The organism is uncultured Ruegeria sp. (genome assembly GCF_947500045.1).
Classification (GTDB): Bacteria; Pseudomonadota; Alphaproteobacteria; order Rhodobacterales; family Rhodobacteraceae; genus Ruegeria.
The window spans coordinates 452,919-479,039 of record NZ_CANMQQ010000001.1; the positions used below are offsets into that span (position 1 = coordinate 452,919).

Consider the following 26,121-nt stretch of genomic DNA (forward strand, 5'->3'; position numbering starts at 1 on the left):
GCAGCCTTTACCCGTCAAAGCGGCCAGAACACAAGGATCGCGGGGATCGAAACCACGATGATCAATATCTCCAGCGGCAGACCCATGCGCCAATAATCCCCAAAGCGGTATCCGCCAGGGCCCAGGACCAGCGTATTGTTCTTGTGCCCAATCGGCGTGAGAAACGCAGCAGAGGCTGCAACCGCAACGGTCATCAGGAACGGATCGGGCGAGACCTCAAGCGTGCGCGCCATTTGAATACCGACCGGGGCCGCGACGATGGCAGTGGCCGTGTTATTCAGAACGTCCGACAGGGTCATGGTGACAACCATCAGTACCGTCAGGATCGCCCAAGCGGGCAGGCCGTTTGTCAATTGGATCAGCGCGTTGGCGATCAGTTCAGTACCGCCTGAGGTTTCCAAGGCGCTGCCCAGTGGGATCATCGAACCCAGCAGAACCACCACGGGCCATTCAATGTGATTATAGATATCCGCTATCGGCATGATCTTGGTTAAAACATAGGCCACAACGACGAGGCCCAAGGCGATGGGTAGATAAATCAACCCGATACTGGCGGCCAGCACAGCCGTTGCGAATAGGCCAATGGCCATCCACGCCTTTTCGTTGGCAGTCACGTTTAGGCCGCGTTCTGCCAACGGCAAGCACCCCAGCCATTCGGTCACATCCGCGCCCCGGTCGCGCGGGCAGAGCAGCAGCAGGATGTCGCCTGCCTCGACCTCGGTCTTGCGGACCTGTTCGGTTATGCGGCGCCCTTGACGCGAGATTCCCATCAGAACCGTACTTTGCCGCCACGCCAAGCCCAGAGCCTGCGCGGTACGCCCGGTGATACGGGCGCTTTCAGGGACCACAACTTCGATCACTTCCAGCCCGTCACCTTCGGCGGTTAAAACCTCCTGCCGCCGTGTGTCCGAGAAATCGAGATTGAGCGCGGCCCGAAACTCATCCAGCGCCTCGGGCCGGGCCTCAAGCACAAGCGCATCCCCCTCCCGTAACGTGGCGTGGGTGGACCTGCCATAGCGCCGCTTGCCGTCCCGGATCAGGCCGATGATGGCAACGTCCGATTTCTCGGCTGCCTCATAAAGCTCACTAACCCGTTTGCCGATATGCGGTGACTCAGGCGGGACGGTCAGCTCGGCGATGTATTCCGCCAAGACGTCCGATGTTTCTTCCTGCGCGCCGCGATTGGGGATGAGCCGCCAACCAATCAGCGCGACAAAGGCCAGACCGGCAATGGCGGCGATCCCGCCCACCGGGGCAAAGTCGAACATCCCAAACGGTTCGCCCAACGTTTCGGCGCGGATTGAGGCGATTATGATATTCGGTGGCGTACCAATCAACGTGGCCATACCCCCGAGGATGGTCGCAAAGCTGAGCGGCATCAGTGTCAGCCCGACCGAACGCCCGGCCTTGCGGGCGGTCTGGATGTCGACCGGCATCAGCAGCGCCAGCGCTGCCACGTTGTTCATGAAGGCCGACAGAACCGCGCCGATCCCGCCCATCAGCGCGATATGTGCGCCCAACCCGCGCGAGGCATCAACCAGCGTCCGCGTGATCATGAACACCGCGCCCGACCGTACCAGACCGGCAGAGACCACCAGCACCAACGCGACAATGATGGTGGCGGGATGACCGAACCCGGCAAAAGCGCGATCGACCGGAACAACACCCAACGTGACCGCGATCATCAGCGCGGTGAATGCAACAAGGTCATAGCGGAACCGCCCCCACAGCAGCATTCCGAATACGGCGATGAAAAGGGAAAAAAGTATGATTTGATCTGTCGTCATACCGCCACCATAGCCGCAGGCGAAGGCGGGGCAAGCCGATCCCTTGATCCCGCCCCCCGCAAACGTCTATATGAGCGCCGAACACGCAATCACGAATGACGAGGACGCACCATGGCAGGCCACTCCAAATGGGCCAATATCCAGCACCGCAAGGGACGTCAGGACGCCGCGCGGTCCAAACTGTTTTCCAAATTGTCGAAAGAGATCACGGTCGCCGCCAAGATGGGCGACCCCGATCCCGACAAAAACCCGCGCCTGCGTCTGGCGGTGAAAGAGGCCAAGTCGAACTCGGTTCCCAAGGACGTAATCGACCGCGCCATCAAGAAATCGCAGGCAGGCGACGGTGACGATTACGAGGAAATCCGGTACGAGGGCTACGGCCCGAACGGCGTGGCTGTGATTGTCGAGACGATGACCGATAACCGCAACCGCACGGCCTCGACCGTGCGTTCCACCTTTTCAAAGAACGGCGGTAATCTGGGTGAAACGGGATCAGTCGGCTTTATGTTCGACCGCAAGGGTGAGGTGATTTATCCGTCTGATGCCGGTGATGCGGATACTATTTTCGAAGCGGCGATTGAGGCCGGGGCCGAAGACGTCGAAAGCTCGGAAGACGGGCACATTATCTGGTGCGCGGATAGCGATCTAAACGAGGTTTCGAACGCGCTTGAAGGCGCATTGGGTGAATCGGAATCGACCAAACTGATTTGGAAGCCTACGACAACGACTGAACTGGGCCTTGAGGACATGCAAAAGCTGATGAAGCTGGTGGATGCGCTGGAAGATGACGATGACGTGCAGCGCGTCACCACAAATTTCGAAGCGACGGATGAGGTCATGGCGCAACTCTGATGCGTCAGAAGATCGCCTGTTGAACAAAACCCGGCCACGTGGCCGGGTTTTTTTGTTGCATGCCTGCGCCTGACAGAAATCTTGGCGCTCAAGACCCTTGCATTTAAAGTTGGTTCATTGAGGCTGAACACACTGAGATGCAATCGCAGGTTAATCACGCAGGACGCAGAAAAATGGCGGAGAAACCAACTGGTTCGGCACGACGAAATGTTCCGGTCTTAGCAAGCCAGGGAATTCTGTCTCAGGTGGCGTGGACATTGGGGAGCCCGTCGATCGTATTGCCGTTTCTTGCGGTTTCGCTAGAGCTGCCGATGTTCCTTGCAGGGGCTCTGGTGTCGATCCGGATGATGGGCAGCATGATTTCGGACATATTTCTAGCCCATCCCATCGCGGCGCAAACGCGTAAGAAACGCGGCATCGCGCTGACCGAATTGGGCTTGGGCGGATGCCTGCTGATGGCGCTGGCTATTGCGTCGACCGGTAGCGTTACGTTGACCGCAATTGCTTTTGTTGTCGCCTTTTTCTTGATCGGACTGATCGAAGAAAGCCAATCCCTAATGCTGTCCGATCTGTTCGGAGATCAACTGAAGTCGAAATCCCGGATGATCATCCGCTATCTCCAATTGGGCGCTGGTGGCCTTGGCGCGATTGGGTTGGTCTTGCTGATCCACGAGGTTACTAAAGATGATCCGCCGTTTTCCAGACATTCTGCGGTTATTGCGGCATCGGTTGTGTTCTTTCTGTTTTCGGCCCTGTGCATTCTCGGAATGGCCGAGACGGCATCCGATCCGGGCAGTGAGGATAAATCCCAAGATGCGGGTCGTCGATCGCTGCGCAGCATCGTTTCCGGCATCACCGACATGTTCGCGGAGCACTGGTTCCGGCGCTATTTGGTAATGCGGCTTCCATTGGTTGTCGTGTCGCTGTCTGTTCCATTCTTCGCGCTTATCGCCGCCGAGGCGCATCACGCCTCAGCCAAGGGTCTGACCGCTATGATTGTATCATCCGCTTCCGGCTATCTGGTGTCGGCGCCGTTGTGGCAGGCGGTGAACCTGAAGTCTCATCGCGCTGTGATGGTCGCGGGGAACCTGATGGTCGCCACGACCGGGATCGTGCTGTTGGCTTTCCACTACGCGCATATTCATCACGAGGTGCATCTGCATGCGATTGCCCTGTTTGTCGTCTCGGTGGCGACAACGGGGATATCAAGCGCGCGAAAGCTGTATTTTCTGGACGTGGCCCCAAAGGAACAACGTATTCAGGGCGCTGCGGCTATCAAATCGATCTGCAGGCTTACTGCCGTTGCTCTTTCCGCAATGCTGGCCGCAGTCGCCCATATGCACGAGGTCGCCTTGGCCATTGTGTTCATCGTGCTGGTCAGTATCTGGGCGACCTTTGCCTGCTATCGCATCGTGCAACCGCCAAATGTGGGTAAATCACAAGCTTAGTCAGAACGAATTGGTGCGATCAGCGTCCGGGTCGCCGCGCGACGAACCGCTTTGGTCAAAGGTGCGAGGGCAGGGGCAAGCACCCGACCGACCTGCCAGGTCAGCTCAATATCCAGTGGCGTATCGGGGATTACCTCGCACAGCCGCCCGTCTGCGATGGCAGGGCGCACAAGGCATTCGGGATTCATCCCCCAACCCAATCCCGCAATCGCTGCTTCAACAAACCCGTTCGCGGACGGCATGAATTGCGTCGGCGGCGAAAGGCGGCTTCCTGTCCGCGCGGTGATCCATGTTTTCTGCAGATTGTCTTTGCGATTGAAGGTTAGGCAGGGTGCGTGCGACAGCGATCTGGCCGTTACGCCATCAGAAAACCACCGCTGCATGAAGGCGGGGCTGGTGGTTGGCAGATAGCGTAATGTACCTAATGCGATTGCATCGCATCCCGTGACAGCCTGACCGCCGACGGTGATCGCCGCGCTCACCTCGCCGCGTCGCAGCCACTCGGCCGAATGATCCTGATCATCAATCACAAGATCGAACAAGATGTCCCCAGCCTGCGCCATCGCGTCGATGAACCAAATTTCCAGAATGTCAGCGGGAAGCGCGACCCGCACGCGTGTCGGCCCTTCGCGCTGATCTAAAGTCAGCTCTCGCGCCAGTTTCGCCTCGAGTATGCCGATGTCTTCGGCATGCCGGGCAATCCTCAAGCCTGCGGGTGTGCCTGTGCAGGGTGTCCCGCGATGGATCAGTGCAGCGCCGACGCGATCTTCCAGGGCCTTGATCCGTTGTGAGATTGCCGAAGGCGTCACGGATAGTTCTGCGGCGGCGGCCTCAAAGCTGCCATGGCGCAATATTGCGGCCAACGCCGAAAGGTGATGAGGGTCCAGGATCATTAGATTTGCTTAATATAGATTACCAACATTAATTTGATAGAACCACGTCGACCCTGTAGTCAACGATCAACAACAGGAGATCACATGTTCCCTTCGATGATTGCAGGATTTGCACTCAGCTTCAGCCTGATACTGGCGATTGGTGCTCAGAACGCATTTGTTTTGCGTCAGGGCTTGCGGCGCGAACATGTATTCGCCTTGTGCCTGACCTGTGCGGTGTCAGATGCCATATTGATTGGGGTGGGGGTTGCTGGGTTCGGAACGCTGGCGCAGGCCGCACCTTGGTTTGAATCGGTGATGCGCTATGGTGGGGCTGCGTTTCTGACATGGTACGGCCTGCGCAATTTCTGGTCCGCCTGGCAAGGCGGCGCGGTGATGGAGGTCGAAGGGGGGCAGCGAAGCAGCTTGCGCGCGGCGATGCTGACCGTGTTGGCCTTCACATGGCTCAACCCGCATGTGTATCTGGATACGGTTGTGTTGATCGGGTCAATCTCGGCCCAGTATCCAGATCGTCTTGGGTTTGCCATCGGGGCCATCACCTCAAGCTTCGTTTTCTTCTTTTTGTTGGGTTACGGAGCCAGAATTCTTTCGCCTATTTTTGCGCGCCCGCGGGCTTGGCAGTTGCTCGATGTGGGGATTGGGATTGTGATGCTGGCGATTGCCTTGAAACTTGTTATCATGTGAAGGGTTGTTCCCGGCCAGAATTCGGTGTTCAACCGTTTGCATGAACCCACCCAAAGATCAGAACCGTCCGATTGTCGGCATGCTATGGATGCTTGCCGCCGGGTTGTCCTTTGTGGGCATGAATGCGCTGGTGAAAGTGCTAGGGACCAGCATGAACCCGATTCAGGCGGCGTTTTTGCGGTATGTGTTAGGGCTTGTGTTTCTGCTTCCGGCTCTGCGTGCTCTGTTGGGGACGCCCCTTACTAGGCGCAATCTGACCCTGTTCGGAGTGCGTGGAGTGGTTCATGCCATCGCGGTCATGCTGTGGTTTTTCGCCATGACACGCATACCGCTCGCCGAAGTTACCGCGATGAACTACATGACGCCGATCTACGTTACTCTGGGTGCGGCACTTTTTCTTGGGGAAAGGCTGGCTTTTCGCCGGATAGCGGCAATCGGTGTGGCGGTTGTCGGTGTTCTCATCATCCTGCGCCCCGGATTCCGAGAAATCCTGCCGGGGCACGTGGCGATGCTGGGGACCGCATTGGCACTTGGAGCATCATACCTGCTGGCAAAGGTGATGGTGCGCGATATTCGCCCCTCGGTCGTGGTCGCGCATCTTTCGATCTGGGTCACGATCGCGCTGATCCCCTTTGCCGTCGCTGTATGGCAACCACCAACCATACGTGATCTGGGCATACTGTTCGTGATTGCCAGTTTCGCCACGGCAGGGCACTATTTCATGACGCTCGCGTTGCAAGCTGCGCCTGTGGCCGTCACTCAGCCAGTGACGTTCTTGCAATTGATTTGGGCGACGTTACTTGGCACTTTGGCCTTCCATGAACGTGTTGATGTCTGGGTTATCGCCGGAGGGACCCTGATCCTTGCCGCCGTCAGTTTCATTACATGGCGCGAGGCGATGCTCAACAAAGGCGGAACGACGCGGCCAACACCGCTGCAGGGGGCGGAGTCTCCTGCGTCAAGACGTTATTGATTGACGAGTCAATAAAAACCACTTAGCCTCGCTTCTACTCATACAGAGCAGAGGGGCGGAGATGCCAAAACTCGGAATGGAGCCGATCCGGCGGGATGCGATTGTCAAGGCGACGATTGCTGAGCTTGGCGTACAAAAATCCCTCGATGTGACTGTCAGCCAGATTGCCAAACGTGCCGGAATGTCCAGCGCTTTGGCCCACCACTATTTTGGCGGAAAAGACCAGATATTCCTCGCTGCCATGCGCCGTATCTTGTCCGATTTCGGGGCCGAGGCGCGATTGCAGCTCAGCACGGCGAAGCCAGAGGAACGGGCACAAGCCATCATCCGTGCCTGTTTCGCGCCCTCATGTTTCACACCAGACGTGATCGCGGCCTGGATGACATTTTATGTATTGGCGCAAACCAATGATGACGCACTGAGACTCTGGCAGATTTATCAGGCGCGTATTCGCGCAAATCTCATCCACGCGCTGCGTCCGCTCATGAGCGATCCGACCAAAGCGGCGGAAGACATGATCGCCTTGATCGACGGGCTATACATCCACGCCGCCCTGAATGCCCCGCAAGAGCCGCAATTGGCAGTCAATCATGCACTACGGGTATTGAGCGTTTTCCTAGAGGCCGAAAAATGACAAAGCCGAATATTCTGATCCTGATGGTGGATCAGCTCAACGGAACCCTCTTTCCCGACGGTCCCGCTGATTGGTTACATGCGCCGAATTTAAAAAAATTGGCGGCAAAATCCACGCGGTTTGCCAACACCTATACGGCCTCGCCACTGTGCGCGCCGGGGCGGGCAAGCTTTATGTCGGGCCAACTGCCATCCCGCACCGGCGTTTATGACAACGCGGCCGAGTTCCGCAGCGATATCCCTACCTATGCGCACCACCTGCGCCGTGCGGGCTATTACACCTGCCTGTCCGGAAAGATGCACTTTGTCGGCCCCGACCAGTTGCATGGATTCGAGGATCGCCTGACCACGGACATTTATCCGGCGGATTTCGGTTGGACTCCGGATTATCGCAAACCCGGTGAGCGCATCGACTGGTGGTATCACAACATGGGGTCGGTGACCGGAGCAGGCGTCGCCGAGATCTCGAACCAAATGGAATATGATGACGAGGTCGCCTACAATGCCAAAGCCAAGTTATATGACCTGGCCCGTGGTAAAGATGATCGCCCTTGGTGCGTAACTGTCAGTTTTACCCATCCGCACGATCCCTATGTGGCGCGTCGCAAATATTGGGATTTGTATGAAGATTGCGAGCATCTGGAACCAGAGATCGCGGATCTGGGTTATGACAATCAGGATTCGCATTCCAAGCGTATTTTTGATGCGAACGACTGGCGAAGCTTCGACATAACGACCGAGGATATCCGCAAATCACGGCGTGCCTATTTCGCCAATATCTCTTATCTGGACGATAAGATCGGCGAGATAATGGAGGTGCTGGATTCCACGCGGCAAGAGGCGATCATCCTCTTTGTATCCGATCATGGTGACATGTTGGGCGAGCGTGGGTTGTGGTTCAAGATGACCTTTTTCGAAGGCTCTTCCCGCGTACCTCTAATGATTTCAGCGCCTGATCTTCCTGCTGGACGGATCGACACTCCAGTATCGACAATCGATGTGACGCCGACGCTTGGCGCGCTGGCGGGGGTTGATATGGGTGAAATCGCGCCGTGGACGGATGGCGAAAACCTGGTGCCGTTGGCGAAAGGTGTAGAACGCACTGCGCCTGTTGCCATGGAATACGCGGCCGAGGCCTCGTACGCGCCGCTGGTTTCGCTTCGCTACGGAAAGTGGAAATACAACCGCTGCGCACTGGATCCGGATCAATTGTTTGATCTTGAGGCTGATCCTCATGAGTTGGAAAACCTTGCGGACCTGCCCGAACACGCCGGGACAATTCAAACCTTGCGCGCCAAATCCGATATGCGTTGGGATCTTGCGCGATTTGATGCTGAGGTCAGGGCCAGCCAGGCATGTCGCTGGGTGGTTTATGAATCGCTGCGGCAGGGCGGGTATTATCCGTGGGATTACCAGCCGCTGCAAAAAGCATCCGAACGCTACATGCGCAATCACATGGACTTAAATGACGTCGAGGAAAGCCAACGCTTCCCGCGTGGCGAATAACTCTTCACCTGTTTGAAAATACTCCCGCCGAAGGCAATGAGATTTTTTGACGAAAAATCTTTTCCGGCGTGGATTTGGAGGCACCACTATGGAAGCAGATTTTGTCATCGTTGGCGCTGGGTCCGCCGGTTGTGCGATGGCGTATCGCCTGAGCGAGGCAGGAGCCTCGGTTCTGGTGATCGAACACGGCGGTACCGATGCAGGACCGTTCATTCAGATGCCCGCTGCGCTCAGCTATCCGATGAATATGTCGCGCTATGACTGGGGTTATAAATCCGAACCCGAGCCGCACCTGAATAATCGCCGTCTGGCGTGTCCGCGCGGCAAGGTTATTGGCGGGTCATCTTCGATCAATGGCATGGTCTATGTACGGGGCCACGCGCGGGATTTCGACACGTGGGCAGATATGGGGGCGGATGGTTGGTCTTTCGCAGATGTTTTGCCCTATTACAAACGGATGGAGACCTGGCATGACGGTGGTCATGGTGGCGATCACACCTGGCGCGGTACGGACGGGCCGTTGCATGTGTCGCGCGGCCCCCGGGAGAACCCGCTATTCAAGGCCTTTGTCGATGCGGGTCAGCAGGCTGGATATGAAGTCACCGACGATTACAACGGCGAAAAGCAAGAAGGCTTTGGGCCGATGGAGCAGACCGTCTGGAAAGGGCGGCGCTGGTCAGCAGCGAATGCTTATCTGAAGCCTGCATTGAAACGCGACAACTGTGACATTGTCCGGGGTCTCGCGGCGCGCGTGATCATCGAAAACGGACGCGCAACTGGGGTTGAGCTAGTCCGGGGTGGTAAGCGTGAAGTCATTCGGGCAAGGCGTGAAGTTGTGTTGGCTGCCTCGTCCATCAATTCACCGAAGCTGTTGATGCTGTCGGGTATAGGCCCTGCGGCGCAGCTGGCCGAACACGGGATCGAAGTTGTCGCGAACCGACCCGGCGTTGGCGCTAATCTGCAGGACCACCTTGAACTTTATATCCAACAGGCCTCTCTGCAGCCGATCACGCTCTATAAACACTGGAACCTGATCAGCAAGGGCTTGATCGGGGCTCAATGGCTGTTCACAAAAACCGGTCTGGGCGCGTCGAACCAGTTCGAGAGCGCGGCGTTCATTCGCTCGAACCCGGGCGTTGAGTATCCCGATATTCAGTACCACTTCCTTCCGATTGCTGTGCGCTATGACGGGCAGGCAGCGGCCGAGGGGCACGGGTTCCAGGCGCATGTGGGGCCGATGCGTTCGCCGTCTCGCGGTGCGGTCACCTTGCGTTCGGCACGGGCCGAGGATGCGCCGGTGATCCGTTTTAACTATATGAGCCATGACAGCGATTGGGCGGATTTTCGAACCTGCATACGTTTGACACGCGAAATCTTTGGGCAAGATGCTTTCAAGCCCTTTGCCGGCAAGGAAATCCAGCCGGGTAACGCGGTGCAGACGGATGAGGAACTTGATGCGTTCATCGCAGAACATGCAGAAAGCGCTTATCACCCTTGTGGGACTTGCCGCATGGGACGTGCAGATGACAAAAATGCAGTTGTCGATCCGCAGGGTCGTGTGATCGGGGTGGATGGGTTGCGCGTGGCCGACAGTTCGATTTTCCCGCAGATCACAAATGGCAATTTGAATGCGCCGTCGATCATGGTTGGGGAAAAAATATCTGATCATCTACTGGACAAAGAGCCATTGGCCAAAGCAAATGACCAGCCTTGGATCAGCCCGAGATGGGCGACTGCGCAGCGTTGATCCGTTTAGGTTCATAGACCTGAAGCCCCGCAAATTCTAAGAGAATTTGATCGGCGTCAAAGCGATGTGAGACAGTTATGTTTAGCTGTTGAATGTAACGCACCAACAAGGAGTCAACAGGATGTCCCACACCCCGCATGAACTGGCCGAAGAGTTCCCGGACAAGATCGACGCAATGAGCCAGCTCAAGCAAACTGATGCTCATTTCGCGCGACTTGCGGATGAGTATCATGAAGTCAATCGCGTCGTGCATCGGGCTGAAACCAATGTAGAGCCGATTGAGGAGTTGGCCGAAGTCGATTTGCGCAAGAAGCGAGCGGCGCTCAAAGACGAGATCTGGGCGATCCTGTCGAAAAGCTGACAGACAGGCGTGGGCTCTGCCCCCGGTCGCGACAGGCTGCCACCGGCCCAGAGTATTTTCCGCCAAGTGAAGATCAGGTGACTTCGTAAGGTAGAATGCTGCGGGTATCGGCGTTTATGGTCAGTCGGCGTTCCAGGGGTGGAACCGAGCGTTGATGGCAGGTCTGACGCTCGCAAATGCGGCAAGATATGCCAATCGGTTCGTAAGCGCTGGCGTTGTTGATGTCGAGGTTGTCGGCATAAACCAATGCTTCGGCATGGCGCACTTCACATCCCAATGCGATGGCATAGCGACGAACCGGAGCACCGAAAGATCCCCCTGACTTTGATACATCGCGCGCCAGAGAAATATAGCGCACGCCGTCTGGTGTTTCTGCAAGTTGCTGCAAAAAGTGGCCTGGTGTTTCAAAGGCGCGGTGGACGTTCCACAATGGACAGGCACCGCCGAACCGGGCGAACTGAAGTCGCGTGGCCGAATGGCGTTTGGTGATTGTTCCGGCCTGATCGACCCGGACGAAGAAGAATGGGATGCCTTTGGCGCCAGGGCGCTGCAAGGTGGAAAGCCTGTGGGCGATCTGTTCGATGGATGCCCCGAACCTATTGCTGAGAAGCTCCAGATCGTGGCGATAATCCTGCGCGGCGGTCAGGAATGCGCCATACGGCATCAAGGATGCCCCGGCGAAATAATTGGCAAGGCCAATCTTGGCAATCGCGCGGGCTTCGTCGCTTTGGAACCGGGCGAAATCAAGCGTTGCTTCCAGCAGTTTGTCCTGACTGATTAGCGCGACCTGCAATAACAATTGGAAAACCTGTGTCGGCGGTGCGGCACGCGAAGAAATACGCAGGGTTTTGTCGGCTGCGTTATAGCTGCGCAAGATTTCCGTATCGGTAAAGGTGACGTGGATGCCTCGTTCAGTCAGGCTGTTCAAAGCCGCCTGACGGATTCCGCCGGGTTCGTCAGCGCGACTAGCGAACCGTTCGGCGGCGCGGTCGACGGCATCGATGTAATTGTCGCAATAGTGAAAGAAATCACGCACCTCTTCCCAAGGGCTGGCCTGAATGCGTGCGTCTTCCCGGCCCAGCGCTTCGTCCAGTGAAGCCAGACGTTCATGGGTTTGGCGATAACTGCGGTGCAGTTCAATAAACGCGCGCGCAAGTGCTGGGGCGTTCGATGCCGTCAACCTGAGGTCGGCCAAAGGCGGCATGGTGTCCGCAAATACCGGGTCGGCAAGCGCTTCGCGCATATCCGAGACCAAACGCTCGCTGTCGCCGGTGCTGAGTTCGGTTACGTCCATGCCGAATTCCTGCGCCAATGCAAGAACAACGGTCGTCGAGATCGGGCGGTTGTTGTTCTCCATCTGGTTCAGATACGGCAGGGAAACGCCTAATTTCGCAGCAAATTCCTTTTGTGTCAGGGTCAGGCGGGTGCGCATTTCACGCAGCTTTGCGCCAGCATAGAGTTTTTGGGTCGCCATGGTGTTTCTTTGCAACTTTCCTGAGTGTACAGGTTAACTTTGCAAACCCTTCCGCGCAAGCGGTCTACAACCCCAATTGCTTTTCACGCCAGATTACGCTGCTGATGGCGCAAATCGCCAGAACCGAGGTTGCCAACATCAGCCACAACAGCGGCATCGCGCCCGTTTCACGGGTTAGCAACGCGCCTGCCCAAGCACTGAGCGCTGCACCACCGCCAAGCATGATCGCGCCGCTGAGGCCCGAGGCTGTGGCAGCCAGATGTGGTCTTACCGACAATGACCCGGCCGTCGCGTTGGGGATGGACATGCCGTTGCCAAGCCCGACAAAGGTCATCAGGCCAAAAAAGCTGATTGCTGTGCCGATGCCCGCCCAGAACAGAGATGCCGAAATGGCCACGCCGATGGCATTCAACCAACACCCCCAGAGGACCATCCTGTTAACGCCAAAACGCACCGAATATCGACCACTGACAAAGTTCCCAAAAAAGTACCCAAGTGCAGGCGCGCCAAAATATATACCAACCTCGGAAGCGGTCATGCCGAATACCTCGGTCCCGATGAAGGGCGCGCCACCGAGATAAGCGAAAAAGGCACCAGATGAACAGGCAGAGGACAGCGAGTAGCCCCAGAAACGGGGTGACGTCAAAAGCTCGGGGTATTCGCGAAACTGCTGCAGCAGGGTTTTTCCGCTGGCCGCTGCTGTTTCGCCAAAATCACGATATGTGAGCAGCAGGGCGAGCGCGCCCACTGCAAATGGTAGCCAGAAATTGGCTTTCCAGCCAAACGCCTCTTCGAGCAATCCACCGACTGCGGGTCCGATCATCGGGACGACCGCCATGCCCATAGTAACATAGCCAAGCATCGAGGCCGCTTTGTCTTGTGAGTACATATCTCGTACGGCTGCACGACTAAGAACAATGCCCACGACGATCACGGCCTGACTCATCCGAAAGGCAAGAAATATCTCGATACTTGGGGCGTAGATGCAACCCAATGTTGCGACCAGAAACAAGGCAAGCCCCCAAAGCAGAACAGGCCTGCGCCCGGCTTTGTCAGCGATGGGGCCAATGATGATCTGAAGCACCGCGTTAACCAGAAGATACAGCGCGATTGAAAGTTGCATCAGCTTGTAATCGGTCTGAAAATACGTCGCCATGAAGGGGAGGCTTGGCAGGTACAGGTTCATGCTCAGCGCTGACAGACCCGCCAGCAAAATGAGTGTCGTGAGCGTCGGAGGTGTACGACTGACGGATGTTGAACTGAACTGCATGGTTCACACTTAGAGCTTACTTGCGGGAAATGCCAACAGCTGGTTTGCGTGGATTGAGAAATTTACAAATTTGCAATTTCCTTACAGTTGATTTCCAGAATTATGCAAATTTGCCGAAAACTTCTTTGGCCTCGGTGTTCACATCGTTATTGTCCGGCAAAATCCCATGGGAGAATACCGTCATGAAAGATATCCTTTCCGAGCTCGAAGACCGCCGCAACGACGCGCGATTGGGAGGTGGGCAAAGACGTATTGACGCTCAGCACGCGCGTGGCAAGTTGACCGCGCGCGAGCGGATTGAGCTGCTGGTCGATGAAGGCAGCTTTGAAGAGTTCGATATGTTTGTCAGCCATCGTTGTACCGATTTCGGGATGGAGAATCAAAGGCCTGCGGGTGATGGCGTTGTCACCGGGTGGGGCACGATCAATGGCCGGATGGTCTATGTGTTCAGTCAGGATTTCACCGTGTTTGGCGGCTCGCTGTCCGAGACCCACGCCCAGAAGATTTGCAAGATTATGGATATGGCGGTTCAAAACGGTGCGCCGGTGATCGGGATTAACGATTCAGGCGGCGCGCGAATTCAGGAAGGCGTTGCCTCGTTGGCGGGTTATGCCGAAGTGTTCCAACGCAACATCATGGCCTCGGGCGTGGTGCCGCAGATCAGTGTGATCATGGGCCCGTGCGCTGGTGGTGCGGTCTATAGCCCTGCGATGACCGACTTTATCTTCATGGTCAAAGACAGCTCGTACATGTTCGTGACCGGCCCTGACGTTGTTAAGACCGTCACCAATGAGGTCGTGACCGCCGAGGAACTGGGCGGGGCTTCGACCCACACAAAGAAATCCTCGGTCGCCGATGGCGCGTTCGAGAATGATGTTGAGGCGCTGGCCGAAGTTCGCCGTCTGGTCGATTTCCTGCCGCTTAATAATCGTGAGAAACCACCCGTTCGCCCGTTCTTCGATGAACCCAAGCGGGTGGAAAAGTCATTGGATACGCTGATCCCTGACAATCCCAACACGCCTTATGACATGAAAGAACTCATCACGAAGGTAGCGGATGAGGGTGACTTTTATGAGATTCAGGAAGACTACGCCAAAAACATCATCACCGGTTTCATCAGGCTCGAAGGCCAGACCGTTGGTGTTGTGGCAAATCAACCAATGGTTCTGGCGGGCTGTTTGGATATCGACAGCTCCCGCAAGGCCGCGCGATTTGTGCGTTTCTGTGACTGCTTTGAAATCCCGATCCTGACCTTTGTGGATGTACCGGGCTTTTTGCCGGGCACGTCGCAAGAATATGGCGGCGTGATCAAGCACGGCGCGAAACTGCTGTTTGCCTATGGGGAGGCAACGGTTCCAAAAGTTACTGTCATCACTCGCAAAGCTTATGGCGGTGCGTATGATGTGATGGCGTCAAAACACCTGCGCGGGGATTTCAATTATGCATGGCCAACCGCCGAGATTGCGGTGATGGGTGCCAAGGGCGCGACCGAGATCATTCATCGCGCCGATCTTGGTGATGCCGAGAAAATCGAGCAGCACACCAAGGATTACGAAGACCGCTTTGCCAACCCTTTTGTGGCAGCAGAGCGCGGGTTCATTGATGAGGTAATCATGCCGCAATCGACGCGGTTGCGCGTATCGCGGGCGTTCGCAAGCCTTCGCGGCAAGCAACTGAAAAACCCGTGGAAAAAACACGACAATATCCCGCTATAGGAACCCGAGATCATAGCTAGAACTGCTTCATGATTGATCAGAATGGACATAGGAACGCGTTGGCCGCGCATGAAACTCCGGAAGGAGGAAACCGCCCTGGGTTGTTCAAGGGTTGTGCCTTAGCCTTGCTAACGGCTGTGTCCACCCCGGTCCAGGCTGGTACTCTTTTGCCTGTGCCTTCGGGTCAGCCGGTGGAGCTGAGTAATGTTTTGCTTGATACCAATCCCGGTGAACTTTGGGTCAGGTTCAGGTTCGTCGCTCCCAGAATTGGGTCGACGGTTGGTCGTATCACCTATGATGTGGCCGTGATCGATATGGAGCATCTGTGCCAGATGCTGGCCGTTCCTTATGTGGCGCAGCACAAGCTGGAACCTGCGCGTGTCGTGATCTCGTTCTCGGACAGACCGATGGAATTCGGCACGTCAGAACCTGATGCGACCCAGTTTTTCGAGGCCTACCGGCTGGAACAATCCCAGTGTATCTGGGAGGGGCTCTGACCATGAGAAAGCACTGTCTCTGTTTCAGGACGCCCAGTTACAGCTCGGAGGATCGTATGATGTTATCAACCCGGCGGGGTCTCTTTTACCCCTGCTATTTCAACAAGTTGACCGGCGAGGTTTCGTTATGTTGAAACATCGTGGTTTCCCCGGCCGATTGGCCGGAACCGACTTTCAGTTCACCATCCGACGCGCCAATCCCAAAGGTGTAACGCCTTTAACCCGGCGCGAGCGTTTCCGTGACCGAAAGCCTGCAGACAAGCGCGCAGATGCCGCATTCATGGATGCGCTATGGGCAAATTTCGGCGATCAGCCTTTCGAACGGGGCAATCTGGATGCAGGCCGCCTGAGCTGGTTGTTCGAGCGTGAAGTTATCGCAGCCGAAGACCCATTTGACCCTGCAAGTTATGATGCGCTGCTGGTGATTGATCTGGACGTTGCGCGGCACTCATTCCCCGACATTTTTGACGGGGTTCGCTGACCTTGCACGTTGCCGCCACACATAAGTTGAAACAGGTTCAATCCCTGCCCGCAAGCGGGCAGGGTCCGTTGCTCAGGTCAGAAGTTCAACTGTGCGGCCAGTTGGACGCGGCTGCCATCAAACGTGTCGCCGGAAATCGTATCGTTCCGCTCACCATAGATGTATTCGGCGCTCAACGTCAGGTTATCGGTTGCCTGATAGAAGGCGTTGACGTGGATCGTCTCAAGCTCGGTGAAGGACAAGGTGCCCGTCGATGTCGGCAGGTCGTAATCTTCCTTGCCATAGGAGATGCCCACATTCCATTTGGGGGTCAGATCCTGACGGAACTCGATGGTATATCCGTCGACATCGTTCGCCCGGCCGCCGACAATGGCGTCACCCAAACCGATCAGATAGGGGCCGATCGCCTCACCGTTGACGTAGTTGACCTGAAACAGGCCGCCCTGCCACGGGCGGATCGAACCGGACAGCGTGAAACCCGTCTGATCCACTTCGACATCACCGGATTGGGCTTTGCCGTAAAGGACCGAGGCGCGTGCGATGTATTTGCCGTCGTTGTATTCGACCGAACCTGTCAGAACTGGGTCGTCCGAGTTGGAGTCGCCGACGTTTTCTTCAACAGAAACAGCAAAGGTCGTGTTCGATCCGAAGGTATTGGTGTAGCGCAGCTGCGGCACACGGGCGAAAGGAATGCCAACCGGGCCGTTAAACTCAACCGAGGTTGGATAGGTGTCCAGCGGCTGGAAGTTGGTCCAGTACTGACCGATGAGCCATTGTTCTCCGATCCGGATGTTCGCGTGGCGAATTCTGAACTCGGCTGTATTGTCCGAACCAAAAGCATCCACTTCAAGCTGACCCTGAATGTCGCCGATGCCGCTTGGCGTACTGGTACGCAATCCGATTCGCGACTGGCGGACAGTGGCGCCAAACGTGCCGTCTGTTTCTGCCGAGGGTTCACCAATGACATTCACAAAAGCGGTGTCGCCCTGATCATAGTCAAAGTCGTAGAAGAAGTCGGCTTTGACATAGCCATAGATATCCAGCGTCGTGTTTCCGATTTGCAGATCACCGGTTCCGGACCCGGGCTTGGACGTTTCCAAAGCCTCGATCCTTGCGCGCAGCGCGTCCAGTTCGGACTGGGTTTGTGCATCTTGCGCCAAGGCCTGCATTCCGGTCACGGAAAGCGCGCTGGCAGCAAGCAGGCTAGCAGTTTTGCCCTTTGTTATCATGGGGATATTTCCTTGTATGCGAGTGTGCACCGGCACCGTTTCACGCATGCACGCCCGAGGAAAATCACCAAGCTGCGAGGGAATCTGCGCAATTTCTCAAGCAATCGTGTTGAGAATCATCTGCGTGTTCACGGTCGGTTGAATCGCAGGGATAACCCCATGCCAGCCGAGGTTTTTTTGGGGTTGCTTCCGAGGACATCGCGTGATGAGCGTCGCCCCGCATGCAACCAAATGGCTGCATCCCGTCACATGAACGTGACGGGTTTCTACCAGGGAGTCTCAGGTCAAGACCAAAGTCATGTCGGCACAAAGTTGCGTGGCCTGATGTCCGATGGGCAGGTTTCAGCCGGAATCTCAAATAGAAACAATGATGGGTTTGCGCCTCAAATTGTGCTGTGCACAGTGAAGAGGCCGTGCGGCTCTACTTTGCCTGCGTCGCACAAGCACCTACTATTCCGTACCCCTTCCTTCCGCGGGCAGGCTTGTGTTCCCCACAGAGTTCTGTCCGCGGTTTTCTTTTCGCCATGTATGGGCAAAAAGCGGCAAAAAACTGCGCAATTCCATCGATCGCAACCTCTGTTATTGCATAACAACGCGCAAAATCGGCATCTGCTCTCAAAGACTTCGAATAACCAAAAAGGGCAGAAGATATGCGAATCTCACGAGCTTTCCTTGCAATGGCGACATGCGCCGGCCTTGCGGCCTGTGGTGACACAACAGGCGAACAGGCGATCCTTGGCGGCGGTGCAGGGGCGGTGGGGGCTGCGGTCCTCAGTGCGGATCCGTTGTTCGGGGCTGCAGTCGGCGCCGCAGGCAACGTGCTTTACTGCAAGACGCAGAACACCTGTAACTAACACTGATTTAATCGGGGCGGCTGACGCCTCGTCCGTCATCACGCATCACGCCGCCGCAGGGTCAATGCCCTGCGGCGGCGTTTTGCGTTCTCAGAACATCAAGCCAAAGGACGTTCCATGTTCAACAAGATCCTGATCGCAAACCGGGGCGAAATTGCCTGTCGGGTCATCAAGACTGCTCGTAAAATGGGTATTGGTACGGTGGCCATCTATTCAGACGCCGACAAGAACGCCTTGCATGTTTCAATGGCGGACGAGGCTGTACATATCGGCCCGCCGCCAGCCAACCAGTCGTATATCGTCATCGACAGGGTGATGGACGCCGTCCGCCAAAGCGGCGCACAGGCGGTTCACCCCGGTTATGGTTTCCTGTCCGAGAATTCCAAATTTGCCGAAGCACTGGATGCCGAAGGTGTGGCCTTTATCGGCCCTCCGGTTGGTGCAATTGAAAGCATGGGTGACAAGATCACCTCGAAGAAGATCGCGCAGGAGGCCGGAGTGTCAACGGTTCCCGGTTACATGGGGCTGATCGAAGACGCTGAAGAAGCGGTGAAAATCTCCAACGAAGTCGGCTATCCGGTGATGATCAAGGCCAGCGCTGGTGGTGGTGGCAAGGGGATGCGGATTGCTTGGAATGACGAAGAAGCGCGCGAAGGTTTCCAGTCATCCAAGAACGAGGCCGCGAATTCCTTCGGCGATGACCGGATTTTCATCGAGAAGTTCGTAACACAACCCCGTCATATCGAAATTCAGGTGCTCTGCGACAGCCATGGAAATGGTGTCTATCTGGGTGAGCGGGAATGCTCGATCCAGCGCCGCAACCAAAAGGTCGTGGAAGAGGCACCGTCGCCGTTCCTTGATCCCGAGACCCGCAAGGCGATGGGGGAACAGGCGGTCGCGCTTGCTAAGGCCGTGAATTATGCCAGTGCCGGAACGGTCGAATTCATCGTGGATGGGGACAAAAATTTCTACTTCCTGGAAATGAACACTCGCCTGCAGGTGGAACACCCTGTCACCGAATTGATCACCGGTGTTGACCTGGTTGAACAGATGATCCGCGTCGCGGCGGGTGAAAAGCTGACCATCACGCAGGATGACGTCACCCTGACTGGCTGGGCTATCGAAAACCGCCTTTATGCCGAGGACCCGTATCGCGGCTTCCTACCCTCGATTGGCCGATTAACCCGCTATCGTCCGCCGCAGGAAATCGCGGCAGGTCCGTTGCTGGTAAATGATAAATGGCAAGGTGACGCGCCTGAAGGTGAAGCCGCCGTGCGTAACGATACCGGCGTTTTTGAGGGCGGCGAGATCAGCATGTACTATGATCCGATGATCGCCAAGCTATGCACATGGGCGCCAAACCGTTCGCAGGCGATTGAGGCGATGCGCGTGGCTTTGGACAGCTTTGAGGTCGAAGGTATTGGTCACAATCTGCCGTTCCTGTCGGCAGTTATGGACCATCCGAAGTTTGTTAGTGGAGACATGACGACGGCTTTCATCGCCGAGGAATATCCAGATGGGTTCGAGGGCGTCGAATTGCCCAAAGACGATCTGCGCCGTATCGCGGCCTCGTGTGCTGCGATGCACCGGGTGGCCGAAATTCGTCGTACACGCGTTTCAGGGAGGATGGATAACCACGAACGCAAGGTCGGAACCGATTGGGTCGTCTCGTTGCAGGGGCAAGAGTTCGAGGTCACCATCGAGGCGGATCAGGGCGGTTCAACTGTGGCATTTGCCGATGGCGGCGTGCTGCGGGTTGCGTCGGACTGGACGCCAGGTGACCAATTGGCGGTGCTGGATGTCGATGGAGGCCCATTGGTATTGAAAGCCGGAAAGATATCGGGGGGGTTCCGCATCCGAAATCGGGGCGCCGACCTCAAGGTTCATGTCCGTACCCCGCGTCAAGCTGAATTGGCCCGACTGATGCCCGAGAAGCTGCCGCCCGACACGTCGAAAATGCTGCTATGCCCGATGCCCGGCCTTGTCGTGAAGATCGATGTCGAGCTGGGGCAGGAGGTGCAGGAGGGGCAGGCCCTCTGTACGATTGAGGCGATGAAGATGGAGAACATCTTGCGCGCCGAAAAGAAGGGCGTTGTGTCCAAGATCAACGCAGGCGCAGGCGATAGCCTTGCCGTTGACGACGTAATTATCGAATTCGAATGATCATGACAGTGCTTTCGTCATATCGCACGAAGCCTCTGGCGGTATCCGCTGGTGGATTTAGGTGTGGTGAAAGCGCTCAGCCACCCTCGCGCCGGTCGCGAATCTCACGCTCTCGCAGGGGGGTTTTGTCGATGGATCTGCCAATCTCGCGCACGCTCCAGGGGCTGGGTTTCCGCAACTTGACCACACCATCTTTGTCGACAAACACCATCTGGAATCCGCGTGGCCGCAGTTTTGATCGGATCGGCGAACGCGCGGACGGGTCAGTATCGGTCAGAACGATCACGTCGCGATCTCGCATTGCCTCTTCGCCCTCCAGCAGCATGTTGATCTGTTGCTGGAATCTCGGGTCTGCGGGTGTATCGGCAAAGACAATGATTGGGCGGTGGGTCCATAGAAAATCGTTCAGATCGCTGTCATCGACAGGACGAACAAAGCTATCATCCGCTGGTGTAGTTGCGTCAGCGGCTAACGCGACCAACGGGAATAGTGCCGAGAAAACAAAGGCAAGCGTGCGTTTCATTTGGCCTCCTGTTCTGATGAATATAGCCTCTGCTTGGACGAATGCGACCGGCGAAATGCCTGGGGGCATCAAAAATTTGTTCTTCAGGCGCAGAGTTGGTCAAAAGTTACCCATCCGGCGGCACAGGAAATACGCTGTTTCCTTGGGCCTTCAGTCGGGAGTGTAGGCATATGGAAGTGATCCTGCATTGTGGTGCCCATCGGTGCGCAAGTACCAGTTTCCAGAATTACCTGGGCAGGAATGAACAGGTACTTGCCGATCAGGCGATCTTGTATTGGGGGCCCGAACTTACCCGAGCCAAGGGACTTAACAGCCTGAACAAGCTGACGCCGGAGGTCTGTGAAGCCCTGCGCCGCGATCTGGACGCCTGTCAGCATGACGGTGCGACGCAGTTGCTGGTCAGCCAAGAGAACTTTGTTGGCTCGATGGAGCGCAATACTGCATTCGCCTCGCTGTATCCAAGCATGCTGGAACGGGGTCAGCTTTTGGCTGAGGCCTTTGGTGGGAAGGTAACCAAGCTCGCCCTGAATATCAGGGCTTTGGATACGTATTGGTCTTCCTTGGCAGCCTACAAATTCAAACGCGGAAGCGATCCTATCCAGCCGGTGGCGTGGAGGCGTATCGCACAGAGCGATCGAAGCTGGCGCAATGTCATCACAGATATGAGCTGCGCGTTTCCAGGTGTCCCCTTGCTGGTTCTGCCCTTTGAAGATTTTGCAGGCCATCAGCGGGCACAGCTTGAGGCTTTAACTGGCCGCGAGGCACCTGAGTTCAGCGATGGGCTTGCTTTGAATGATGCACCCAACCCCGCGCCTTTTGGCCTGACCACAAAGCAGCGAATGAAGCTTTGGGCAGATTATTCTGAAGATTTGGAATGGCTTGCCTCTGGCGCAGATGGATTGTCCGAACTGATCTGCCGGACAGAAACAGATGCGCACGGGGCTATCCCCGGCGAAATCAGAATTGAACAAAGGAAATCGACATGACCGACACCAACGACTGGCGGGTGCTGGCTGAGAAAGAGCTGCGCGGGCGTCCTTTGGACGATCTGACCAAAGACACGCTCGAAGGGATCGACGTCAAACCGCTTTACACAGCAGAAGATACTGCTGATCTGCCGCATATGGGATCGCTTCCCGGTTTCGGCCCTTTCACGCGCGGCGTGAAGGCGACGATGTATGCGGGCCGTCCGTGGACCATCCGTCAATATGCGGGTTTTTCGACGGCCGAGGAATCGAACGCGTTTTATCGCCGCAATCTGGCCGCCGGTCAGCAGGGTGTATCCGTGGCTTTCGATCTGGCAACGCACCGCGGCTATGACAGTGACCACCCGCGCGTGGTTGGTGATGTGGGCAAGGCTGGTGTGGCCATCGACAGCGTTGAGGACATGAAGATCCTGTTCGACGGTATCCCGTTGGACAAGGTCTCGGTCTCGATGACGATGAACGGGGCAGTGATTCCGATTTTAGCGAGCTTCATCGTGGCGGGGGAAGAGCAGGGGCACAACAAATCCGTCCTGTCCGGCACCATTCAGAATGACATTCTGAAAGAGTTCATGGTGCGCAACACCTATATCTACCCGCCTGAGCCTTCAATGCGGATCATCTCGGATATCATCGACTATACCTCGAACGAGATGCCCAAGTTCAATTCGATCTCGATCTCGGGCTACCACATGCAAGAAGCCGGGGCGAACCTGGTGCAAGAGCTTGCCTATACGCTGGCCGATGGGCGCGAATATGTGCGTGCGGCGACGCAAGCAGGCATGGACGTAGACAAGTTTGCTGGCCGTCTGTCGTTCTTCTTTGCCATCGGTATGAACTTCTTCATGGAGATCGCCAAACTACGCGCCGCGCGCACCTTGTGGCATCGCGTGATGACAGAGTTCGGGGCAAAGTCCGAGCGTTCAAAAATGCTGCGCACCCACTGCCAAACCTCAGGCGTGTCGCTGCAAGAACAGGACCCCTATAACAACGTGATCCGCACCGCCTATGAAGCGATGAGCGCTGTTCTGGGCGGTACCCAGTCGCTGCACACCAACGCTCTGGACGAGGCGATTGCGCTGCCCACTGACTTCTCGGCACGAATCGCGCGGAATACGCAGCTGGTGCTGCAGGAGGAAACCGGGGTGACCGACGTGGTCGATCCATTGGCCGGGTCCTACTATGTCGAAAGCCTGACCAACGAGTTGGTTGAAAAAGCCTGGGCGTTGATGGAAGAGGTCGAAGAAATGGGCGGCATGACCAAAGCCGTCGCCTCGGGCATGCCCAAGCTGCGCATTGAAGAAAGTGCAGCGCGGCGCCAGGCGATGATCGACCGGGGTGACGAAGTGATCGTGGGCGTCAACAAGTACCGCAAGGAACAAGAAGACCCGATCGACATTCTGGACGTCGATAACGTCGCTGTGCGCGAAGCTCAGGTTGCGCGGCTTGAGCGTATACGTGTCACCCGTGATGAGGCCGCGTGCCAGCAGGCGCTGGACGCTTTGACCACCACTGCCCGCGAGGGTGGAAACCTGCTGGCCGCCGCCGTTGAGGCTGCCCGCGCCCGTGCATCCGTAGGAGAGATCAGCATGGCAATGGAGAAGGAGTTCGGTCGCCACCGCGCCGAGGTCAAAACCTTGGCTGGCGTCTATGGCGCGGCTTATGAGGGCGACGAAGGCTTTGCTGCGATCCAGAAATCCATCGAAGACTTCGCCGAGGCCGAGGGGCGCCGCCCCCGTCTTCTGGTCGTGAAGATGGGGCAGGATGGTCACGACCGGGGGGCCAAGGTGATCGCAACGGCATTTGCTGACATCGGGTTTGACGTAGATGTTGGCCCTCTGTTTCAGACACCTGCGGAAGCCGCACAAGACGCGGTGGACAACGATGTGCATGTCGTCGGAATCTCTTCGCAGGCAGCAGGGCATAAGACATTGGCACCGCAATTGGTTGAGGAGCTGAAAAAGGCCGGGGCCGAGGATATTATCGTCATTTGCGGCGGCGTTATCCCGCAGCAGGATTATCAGTTTCTCTACGACCACGGCGTCAAGGCTATCTTCGGTCCCGGAACCAATATTCCCGACGCGGCGCAAGATATCCTGCGTTTGATCGGTGGGTCCAAGGTCTGACACAGGCCAAGATTTTTCGTACGAAAAATCTTGTGGATCAGCGCCATAACGGAAAACATGCGATCAGACCGTGAGGGTCTGGTCGTTAGTCTTTGGAGGGCGTCTTCATGTTACTGGATCATCTGGCCGTTGCTGGCGAAACGCTGGAAGAGGCCTCGGCCCATATTGAAGATGCGCTGGGCGTGCGACTGCAGGCAGGTGGCAAGCACGAAAAATTCGGAACATATAACCGGCTTTTGGGCCTGCGCGACGGGCTATATCTTGAAGCCATCGCCATCGACCCCGAAGCATCCAGCCCACAAAGGACCCGCTGGTTCGATTTGGATCGGTTCACCGGTTCACCTCGGCTGACCAACTGGATCTGCCGCGTCTCCGATATCGAAGCATCGCTGAGTGTCTTTCCTGATGGCGTCGGCCAGCCGATTGATCTGAACCGAGGCGCGTTGCGTTGGCGTATGGCTGTGCCGCCGAACGGGCGTTTGCCATTCGACAACCTTTTTCCGGCGCTCATCCAGTGGCAGGGTGATCTGCACCCGGCGCAAATGCTGCAAGATAGTGGCTGCCAATTGCGTCGCCTGATCGTGTGCCATCCGGATGCCTTGGATCTGGCCAAGAACTTGGGAGCGTTGGAATCTGTCGTGTTTGACAGCGGCCCGGCTGCATTGCGTGCTGAATTCGAAACACCGCACGGTTTACGTGTGCTGGAATGATCATCCGGCAGGCTTTGACCAAAGACGCGCCAGCGATTGCCACTATTGCGAATGCGCTCATCCGTGATTCGCTTGTCACATTCACCACCGACGAGCGCAGCGTCAAAAGTGTGGCTGCTGATATCGAATCCAAAGGCCCGGCATTCCTGGTCGCCGAAATCGATGGCATGGTCGCGGGTTTTGCATCCTTCGGTACTTTCCGGTCTGGTCCCGGATACGCGCAATGCCAGGAGCATTCGATACAACTGACGCCCCAGGCCCGAGGGCAGGGGGTGGGCCGTGCGCTGATGGATGCGTTGGAGGGTCGGGCTATCGCAGAAAAGGTGCATGTTTTGGTTGCGGGCATTTCATCGGCCAATCCCGCAGCCATCGCATTTCATTCAGCAATCGGTTTTGAACAGGTAGGCCGGATGCCCGAGGTCGGTTTGAAATGGGGTCAGCGGTTGGATCTTATTCTGATGCAGAAAATACTCGGCCCGCAGTCATCTGTCGCACCTGACACTCGTGAAAAGGCAGGTTAGGGTGCCCTCATGTCGATTTGGACCAGAATAGCCGATGCGCTGAACGCGCTTGCTCAGGGTGAAAGCCTGACCGCAGTTTTCGAGAAGTTGCGCACGCCGCCCGAACGCTCGGTCGCCTTCGCGATTGCTGTTGTGGCGCTTGGGGCCAAGATGGCAAAAGCCGATGGTCAGGTCACACGGGATGAGGTCACGGCCTTCCGCGAAGTGTTCCAGATCGCGCCCGAGGATGAAGGCGGGGCAGCCAAGGTCTTTGACATGGCTCGTACCGATGTCGCTGGTTATGAAGAGTATGCACGCAAGATCGCCGGGATGTTCGACGACGACAGCACGACACTGTGCGATTTGATGGAAGGTCTATTTCACATCGCCATGGCGGATGGGTTCTATCACCCAAACGAAAACGCATTTCTGGAAGATGTAAGTCATATTTTTGGTCAGACCGATGCGCAGTTCATGGCGCTACGCGCGCGATTTGTCCCGGACGCGCCGAAAGACCCTTACACGGTTTTAGGGGTTGCTCGGGATATGCCAATAACCGAGATCCGCACGGTTTGGCGGCAATTGGTGCGCGAAACCCACCCTGACGCGATGATGGCGCGGGGCGTGCCGGAAGAAGCGGTGCGTCTGGCCGAGAAAAAGATGATCGACATCAACCGCGCCTGGGATGAGATCAACGGCGCCCGCGTGTAAG

General features: G+C 56.6%; 24 protein-coding genes. 18 read left to right on the plus strand and 6 right to left on the minus strand.

Annotated features, from left to right (window positions below):
* Positions 1 to 14: 14 nt before the first annotated feature.
* A complete protein-coding gene (locus Q1B46_RS02325) occupies positions 15 to 1,787 on the minus strand; it encodes an SLC13 family permease (RefSeq protein WP_299944342.1) in 1,773 nt (590 codons plus the stop codon).
* 111 nt (positions 1,788 to 1,898) lie between these two features.
* Here Q1B46_RS02325 and Q1B46_RS02330 point away from each other — a divergent pair, with 111 nt between their 5' ends.
* Positions 1,899 to 2,639, plus strand: a complete 741-nt coding sequence (locus tag Q1B46_RS02330; RefSeq protein ID WP_299659503.1) for a YebC/PmpR family DNA-binding transcriptional regulator — start codon at positions 1,899 to 1,901, stop codon at positions 2,637 to 2,639.
* A gap of 173 nt (positions 2,640 to 2,812) precedes the next feature.
* On the plus strand, positions 2,813 to 4,087 hold the full coding sequence (locus Q1B46_RS02335; protein ID WP_299944345.1) for a permease: 1,275 nt from the start codon (positions 2,813 to 2,815) through the stop codon (positions 4,085 to 4,087).
* Here Q1B46_RS02335 and Q1B46_RS02340 read toward each other — a convergent pair.
* Complete coding sequence (locus tag Q1B46_RS02340; RefSeq protein WP_299944347.1) at positions 4,084 to 4,980, minus strand: LysR family transcriptional regulator ArgP; 897 nt, start codon at positions 4,978 to 4,980, stop codon at positions 4,084 to 4,086. The genes Q1B46_RS02335 and Q1B46_RS02340 overlap by 4 nt on opposite strands.
* 84 nt (positions 4,981 to 5,064) lie before the next feature.
* Between Q1B46_RS02340 and Q1B46_RS02345 the strand changes: the two genes are divergently transcribed.
* From Q1B46_RS02345 to Q1B46_RS02370, 6 genes are all read left to right on the plus strand, one after another.
* Complete coding sequence (locus Q1B46_RS02345) at positions 5,065 to 5,664, plus strand: LysE/ArgO family amino acid transporter (RefSeq protein WP_299944349.1); 600 nt, start codon at positions 5,065 to 5,067, stop codon at positions 5,662 to 5,664.
* 40 nt (positions 5,665 to 5,704) lie between these two features.
* Positions 5,705 to 6,637, plus strand: a complete 933-nt coding sequence (locus tag Q1B46_RS02350) for a DMT family transporter (RefSeq protein WP_299944350.1) — start codon at positions 5,705 to 5,707, stop codon at positions 6,635 to 6,637.
* 61 nt (positions 6,638 to 6,698) lie between these two features.
* The gene (betI, locus tag Q1B46_RS02355) at positions 6,699 to 7,271 is read left to right on the plus strand and encodes a transcriptional regulator BetI (RefSeq protein WP_299944352.1); all 573 of its coding nucleotides are present in this window, start codon (positions 6,699 to 6,701) and stop codon (positions 7,269 to 7,271) included.
* Positions 7,268 to 8,776: a choline-sulfatase gene (gene betC / locus Q1B46_RS02360; protein ID WP_299944354.1), complete on the plus strand. Its 1,509-nt coding sequence runs from the start codon at positions 7,268 to 7,270 to the stop codon at positions 8,774 to 8,776. Before betI ends, betC begins: the two co-directional genes overlap by 4 nt.
* A gap of 88 nt (positions 8,777 to 8,864) precedes the next feature.
* Positions 8,865 to 10,523 (plus strand): choline dehydrogenase, encoded by a 1,659-nt coding sequence (betA, locus tag Q1B46_RS02365; RefSeq protein ID WP_299944356.1) that lies wholly within the window; start codon positions 8,865 to 8,867, stop codon positions 10,521 to 10,523.
* 121 nt (positions 10,524 to 10,644) lie between these two features.
* Positions 10,645 to 10,884: a YdcH family protein gene (locus Q1B46_RS02370; RefSeq protein WP_299944358.1), complete on the plus strand. Its 240-nt coding sequence runs from the start codon at positions 10,645 to 10,647 to the stop codon at positions 10,882 to 10,884.
* A 73-nt stretch (positions 10,885 to 10,957) separates the two neighbouring features.
* Here Q1B46_RS02370 and Q1B46_RS02375 read toward each other — a convergent pair whose 3' ends face one another.
* Positions 10,958 to 12,358 carry a short-chain fatty acyl-CoA regulator family protein gene (locus Q1B46_RS02375; RefSeq protein WP_299944359.1) on the minus strand — a complete coding sequence of 467 codons (1,401 nt, stop codon included), beginning with the start codon at positions 12,356 to 12,358 and terminating at the stop codon, positions 10,958 to 10,960.
* A 64-nt stretch (positions 12,359 to 12,422) separates the two neighbouring features.
* On the minus strand, positions 12,423 to 13,628 hold the full coding sequence (locus Q1B46_RS02380) for a multidrug effflux MFS transporter (RefSeq protein ID WP_299944361.1): 1,206 nt from the start codon (positions 13,626 to 13,628) through the stop codon (positions 12,423 to 12,425).
* A gap of 182 nt (positions 13,629 to 13,810) precedes the next feature.
* Between Q1B46_RS02380 and Q1B46_RS02385 the strand changes: the two genes are divergently transcribed.
* The 3 genes from Q1B46_RS02385 to Q1B46_RS02395 all read left to right on the plus strand — a co-directional run bounded on the left by Q1B46_RS02385 (position 13,811) and on the right by Q1B46_RS02395 (position 16,321).
* On the plus strand, positions 13,811 to 15,343 hold the full coding sequence (locus Q1B46_RS02385) for an acyl-CoA carboxylase subunit beta (protein ID WP_299944363.1): 1,533 nt from the start codon (positions 13,811 to 13,813) through the stop codon (positions 15,341 to 15,343).
* A gap of 29 nt (positions 15,344 to 15,372) precedes the next feature.
* The gene (locus Q1B46_RS02390) at positions 15,373 to 15,840 is read left to right on the plus strand and encodes a DUF6497 family protein (RefSeq protein ID WP_299944365.1); all 468 of its coding nucleotides are present in this window, start codon (positions 15,373 to 15,375) and stop codon (positions 15,838 to 15,840) included.
* Between the two features lie 127 nt (positions 15,841 to 15,967).
* Positions 15,968 to 16,321, plus strand: a complete 354-nt coding sequence (locus tag Q1B46_RS02395; protein WP_299944368.1) for a hypothetical protein — start codon at positions 15,968 to 15,970, stop codon at positions 16,319 to 16,321.
* Between the two features lie 77 nt (positions 16,322 to 16,398).
* On the opposite strand, the gene Q1B46_RS02400 is transcribed toward Q1B46_RS02395, so the two are convergent.
* Positions 16,399 to 17,550, minus strand: a complete 1,152-nt coding sequence (locus tag Q1B46_RS02400; RefSeq protein WP_299944370.1) for a DcaP family trimeric outer membrane transporter — start codon at positions 17,548 to 17,550, stop codon at positions 16,399 to 16,401.
* Between the two features lie 650 nt (positions 17,551 to 18,200).
* Between Q1B46_RS02400 and Q1B46_RS02405 the strand changes: the two genes are divergently transcribed.
* Positions 18,201 to 18,404, plus strand: coding sequence for a hypothetical protein (locus Q1B46_RS02405; protein ID WP_299944372.1), 204 nt, complete (start codon positions 18,201 to 18,203; stop codon positions 18,402 to 18,404).
* Positions 18,405 to 18,521: 117 nt separating this feature from the next.
* Entirely contained in the window at positions 18,522 to 20,567 is a 2,046-nt protein-coding gene (locus Q1B46_RS02410; RefSeq protein WP_299944374.1) for an acetyl/propionyl/methylcrotonyl-CoA carboxylase subunit alpha, read from the plus strand.
* Between the two features lie 76 nt (positions 20,568 to 20,643).
* On the opposite strand, the gene Q1B46_RS02415 is transcribed toward Q1B46_RS02410, so the two are convergent.
* Positions 20,644 to 21,090, minus strand: coding sequence for a DUF4174 domain-containing protein (locus Q1B46_RS02415; protein ID WP_299944376.1), 447 nt, complete (start codon positions 21,088 to 21,090; stop codon positions 20,644 to 20,646).
* A 170-nt stretch (positions 21,091 to 21,260) separates the two neighbouring features.
* Here Q1B46_RS02415 and Q1B46_RS02420 point away from each other — a divergent pair, with 170 nt between their 5' ends.
* The 5 genes from Q1B46_RS02420 (at position 21,261) to Q1B46_RS02440 (ending at position 26,120) form a co-directional block, all read left to right on the plus strand.
* Positions 21,261 to 22,076, plus strand: coding sequence for a hypothetical protein (locus Q1B46_RS02420; protein ID WP_299944378.1), 816 nt, complete (start codon positions 21,261 to 21,263; stop codon positions 22,074 to 22,076).
* The gene (gene scpA, locus Q1B46_RS02425) at positions 22,073 to 24,199 is read left to right on the plus strand and encodes a methylmalonyl-CoA mutase (protein WP_299944380.1); all 2,127 of its coding nucleotides are present in this window, start codon (positions 22,073 to 22,075) and stop codon (positions 24,197 to 24,199) included. The genes Q1B46_RS02420 and scpA overlap by 4 nt, the downstream gene beginning before the upstream one ends.
* A 107-nt stretch (positions 24,200 to 24,306) precedes the next feature.
* The gene (locus Q1B46_RS02430; RefSeq protein ID WP_299944381.1) at positions 24,307 to 24,909 is read left to right on the plus strand and encodes a VOC family protein; all 603 of its coding nucleotides are present in this window, start codon (positions 24,307 to 24,309) and stop codon (positions 24,907 to 24,909) included.
* Positions 24,906 to 25,430, plus strand: a complete 525-nt coding sequence (locus Q1B46_RS02435; RefSeq protein ID WP_299944382.1) for a GNAT family N-acetyltransferase — start codon at positions 24,906 to 24,908, stop codon at positions 25,428 to 25,430. Before Q1B46_RS02430 ends, Q1B46_RS02435 begins: the two co-directional genes overlap by 4 nt.
* A gap of 9 nt (positions 25,431 to 25,439) precedes the next feature.
* The gene (locus Q1B46_RS02440) at positions 25,440 to 26,120 is read left to right on the plus strand and encodes a molecular chaperone DjiA (protein ID WP_299944383.1); all 681 of its coding nucleotides are present in this window, start codon (positions 25,440 to 25,442) and stop codon (positions 26,118 to 26,120) included.
* Position 26,121 lies beyond the last annotated feature (1 nt).

Bases quoted from the DNA above. Each gene is read 5' to 3' on its own strand.
- Q1B46_RS02325 (WP_299944342.1), bottom strand. From the start codon at position 1,787: ATGACGACAGATCAAATCATACTTTTTTCCCTTTTCATCGCCGTATTC.
- Q1B46_RS02330 (WP_299659503.1), top strand. From the start codon at position 1,899: ATGGCAGGCCACTCCAAATGGGCCAATATCCAGCACCGCAAGGGACGT.
- Q1B46_RS02335 (WP_299944345.1), top strand. From the start codon at position 2,813: ATGGCGGAGAAACCAACTGGTTCGGCACGACGAAATGTTCCGGTCTTA.
- Q1B46_RS02340 (WP_299944347.1), bottom strand. From the start codon at position 4,980: ATGATCCTGGACCCTCATCACCTTTCGGCGTTGGCCGCAATATTGCGC.
- Q1B46_RS02345 (WP_299944349.1), top strand. From the start codon at position 5,065: ATGTTCCCTTCGATGATTGCAGGATTTGCACTCAGCTTCAGCCTGATA.
- Q1B46_RS02350 (WP_299944350.1), top strand. From the start codon at position 5,705: ATGAACCCACCCAAAGATCAGAACCGTCCGATTGTCGGCATGCTATGG.
- betI (WP_299944352.1), top strand. From the start codon at position 6,699: ATGCCAAAACTCGGAATGGAGCCGATCCGGCGGGATGCGATTGTCAAG.
- betC (WP_299944354.1), top strand. From the start codon at position 7,268: ATGACAAAGCCGAATATTCTGATCCTGATGGTGGATCAGCTCAACGGA.
- betA (WP_299944356.1), top strand. From the start codon at position 8,865: ATGGAAGCAGATTTTGTCATCGTTGGCGCTGGGTCCGCCGGTTGTGCG.
- Q1B46_RS02370 (WP_299944358.1), top strand. From the start codon at position 10,645: ATGTCCCACACCCCGCATGAACTGGCCGAAGAGTTCCCGGACAAGATC.
- Q1B46_RS02375 (WP_299944359.1), bottom strand. From the start codon at position 12,358: ATGGCGACCCAAAAACTCTATGCTGGCGCAAAGCTGCGTGAAATGCGC.
- Q1B46_RS02380 (WP_299944361.1), bottom strand. From the start codon at position 13,628: ATGCAGTTCAGTTCAACATCCGTCAGTCGTACACCTCCGACGCTCACG.
- Q1B46_RS02385 (WP_299944363.1), top strand. From the start codon at position 13,811: ATGAAAGATATCCTTTCCGAGCTCGAAGACCGCCGCAACGACGCGCGA.
- Q1B46_RS02390 (WP_299944365.1), top strand. From the start codon at position 15,373: ATGATTGATCAGAATGGACATAGGAACGCGTTGGCCGCGCATGAAACT.
- Q1B46_RS02395 (WP_299944368.1), top strand. From the start codon at position 15,968: ATGTTGAAACATCGTGGTTTCCCCGGCCGATTGGCCGGAACCGACTTT.
- Q1B46_RS02400 (WP_299944370.1), bottom strand. From the start codon at position 17,550: ATGATAACAAAGGGCAAAACTGCTAGCCTGCTTGCTGCCAGCGCGCTT.
- Q1B46_RS02405 (WP_299944372.1), top strand. From the start codon at position 18,201: ATGCGAATCTCACGAGCTTTCCTTGCAATGGCGACATGCGCCGGCCTT.
- Q1B46_RS02410 (WP_299944374.1), top strand. From the start codon at position 18,522: ATGTTCAACAAGATCCTGATCGCAAACCGGGGCGAAATTGCCTGTCGG.
- Q1B46_RS02415 (WP_299944376.1), bottom strand. From the start codon at position 21,090: ATGAAACGCACGCTTGCCTTTGTTTTCTCGGCACTATTCCCGTTGGTC.
- Q1B46_RS02420 (WP_299944378.1), top strand. From the start codon at position 21,261: ATGGAAGTGATCCTGCATTGTGGTGCCCATCGGTGCGCAAGTACCAGT.
- scpA (WP_299944380.1), top strand. From the start codon at position 22,073: ATGACCGACACCAACGACTGGCGGGTGCTGGCTGAGAAAGAGCTGCGC.
- Q1B46_RS02430 (WP_299944381.1), top strand. From the start codon at position 24,307: ATGTTACTGGATCATCTGGCCGTTGCTGGCGAAACGCTGGAAGAGGCC.
- Q1B46_RS02435 (WP_299944382.1), top strand. From the start codon at position 24,906: ATGATCATCCGGCAGGCTTTGACCAAAGACGCGCCAGCGATTGCCACT.
- Q1B46_RS02440 (WP_299944383.1), top strand. From the start codon at position 25,440: ATGTCGATTTGGACCAGAATAGCCGATGCGCTGAACGCGCTTGCTCAG.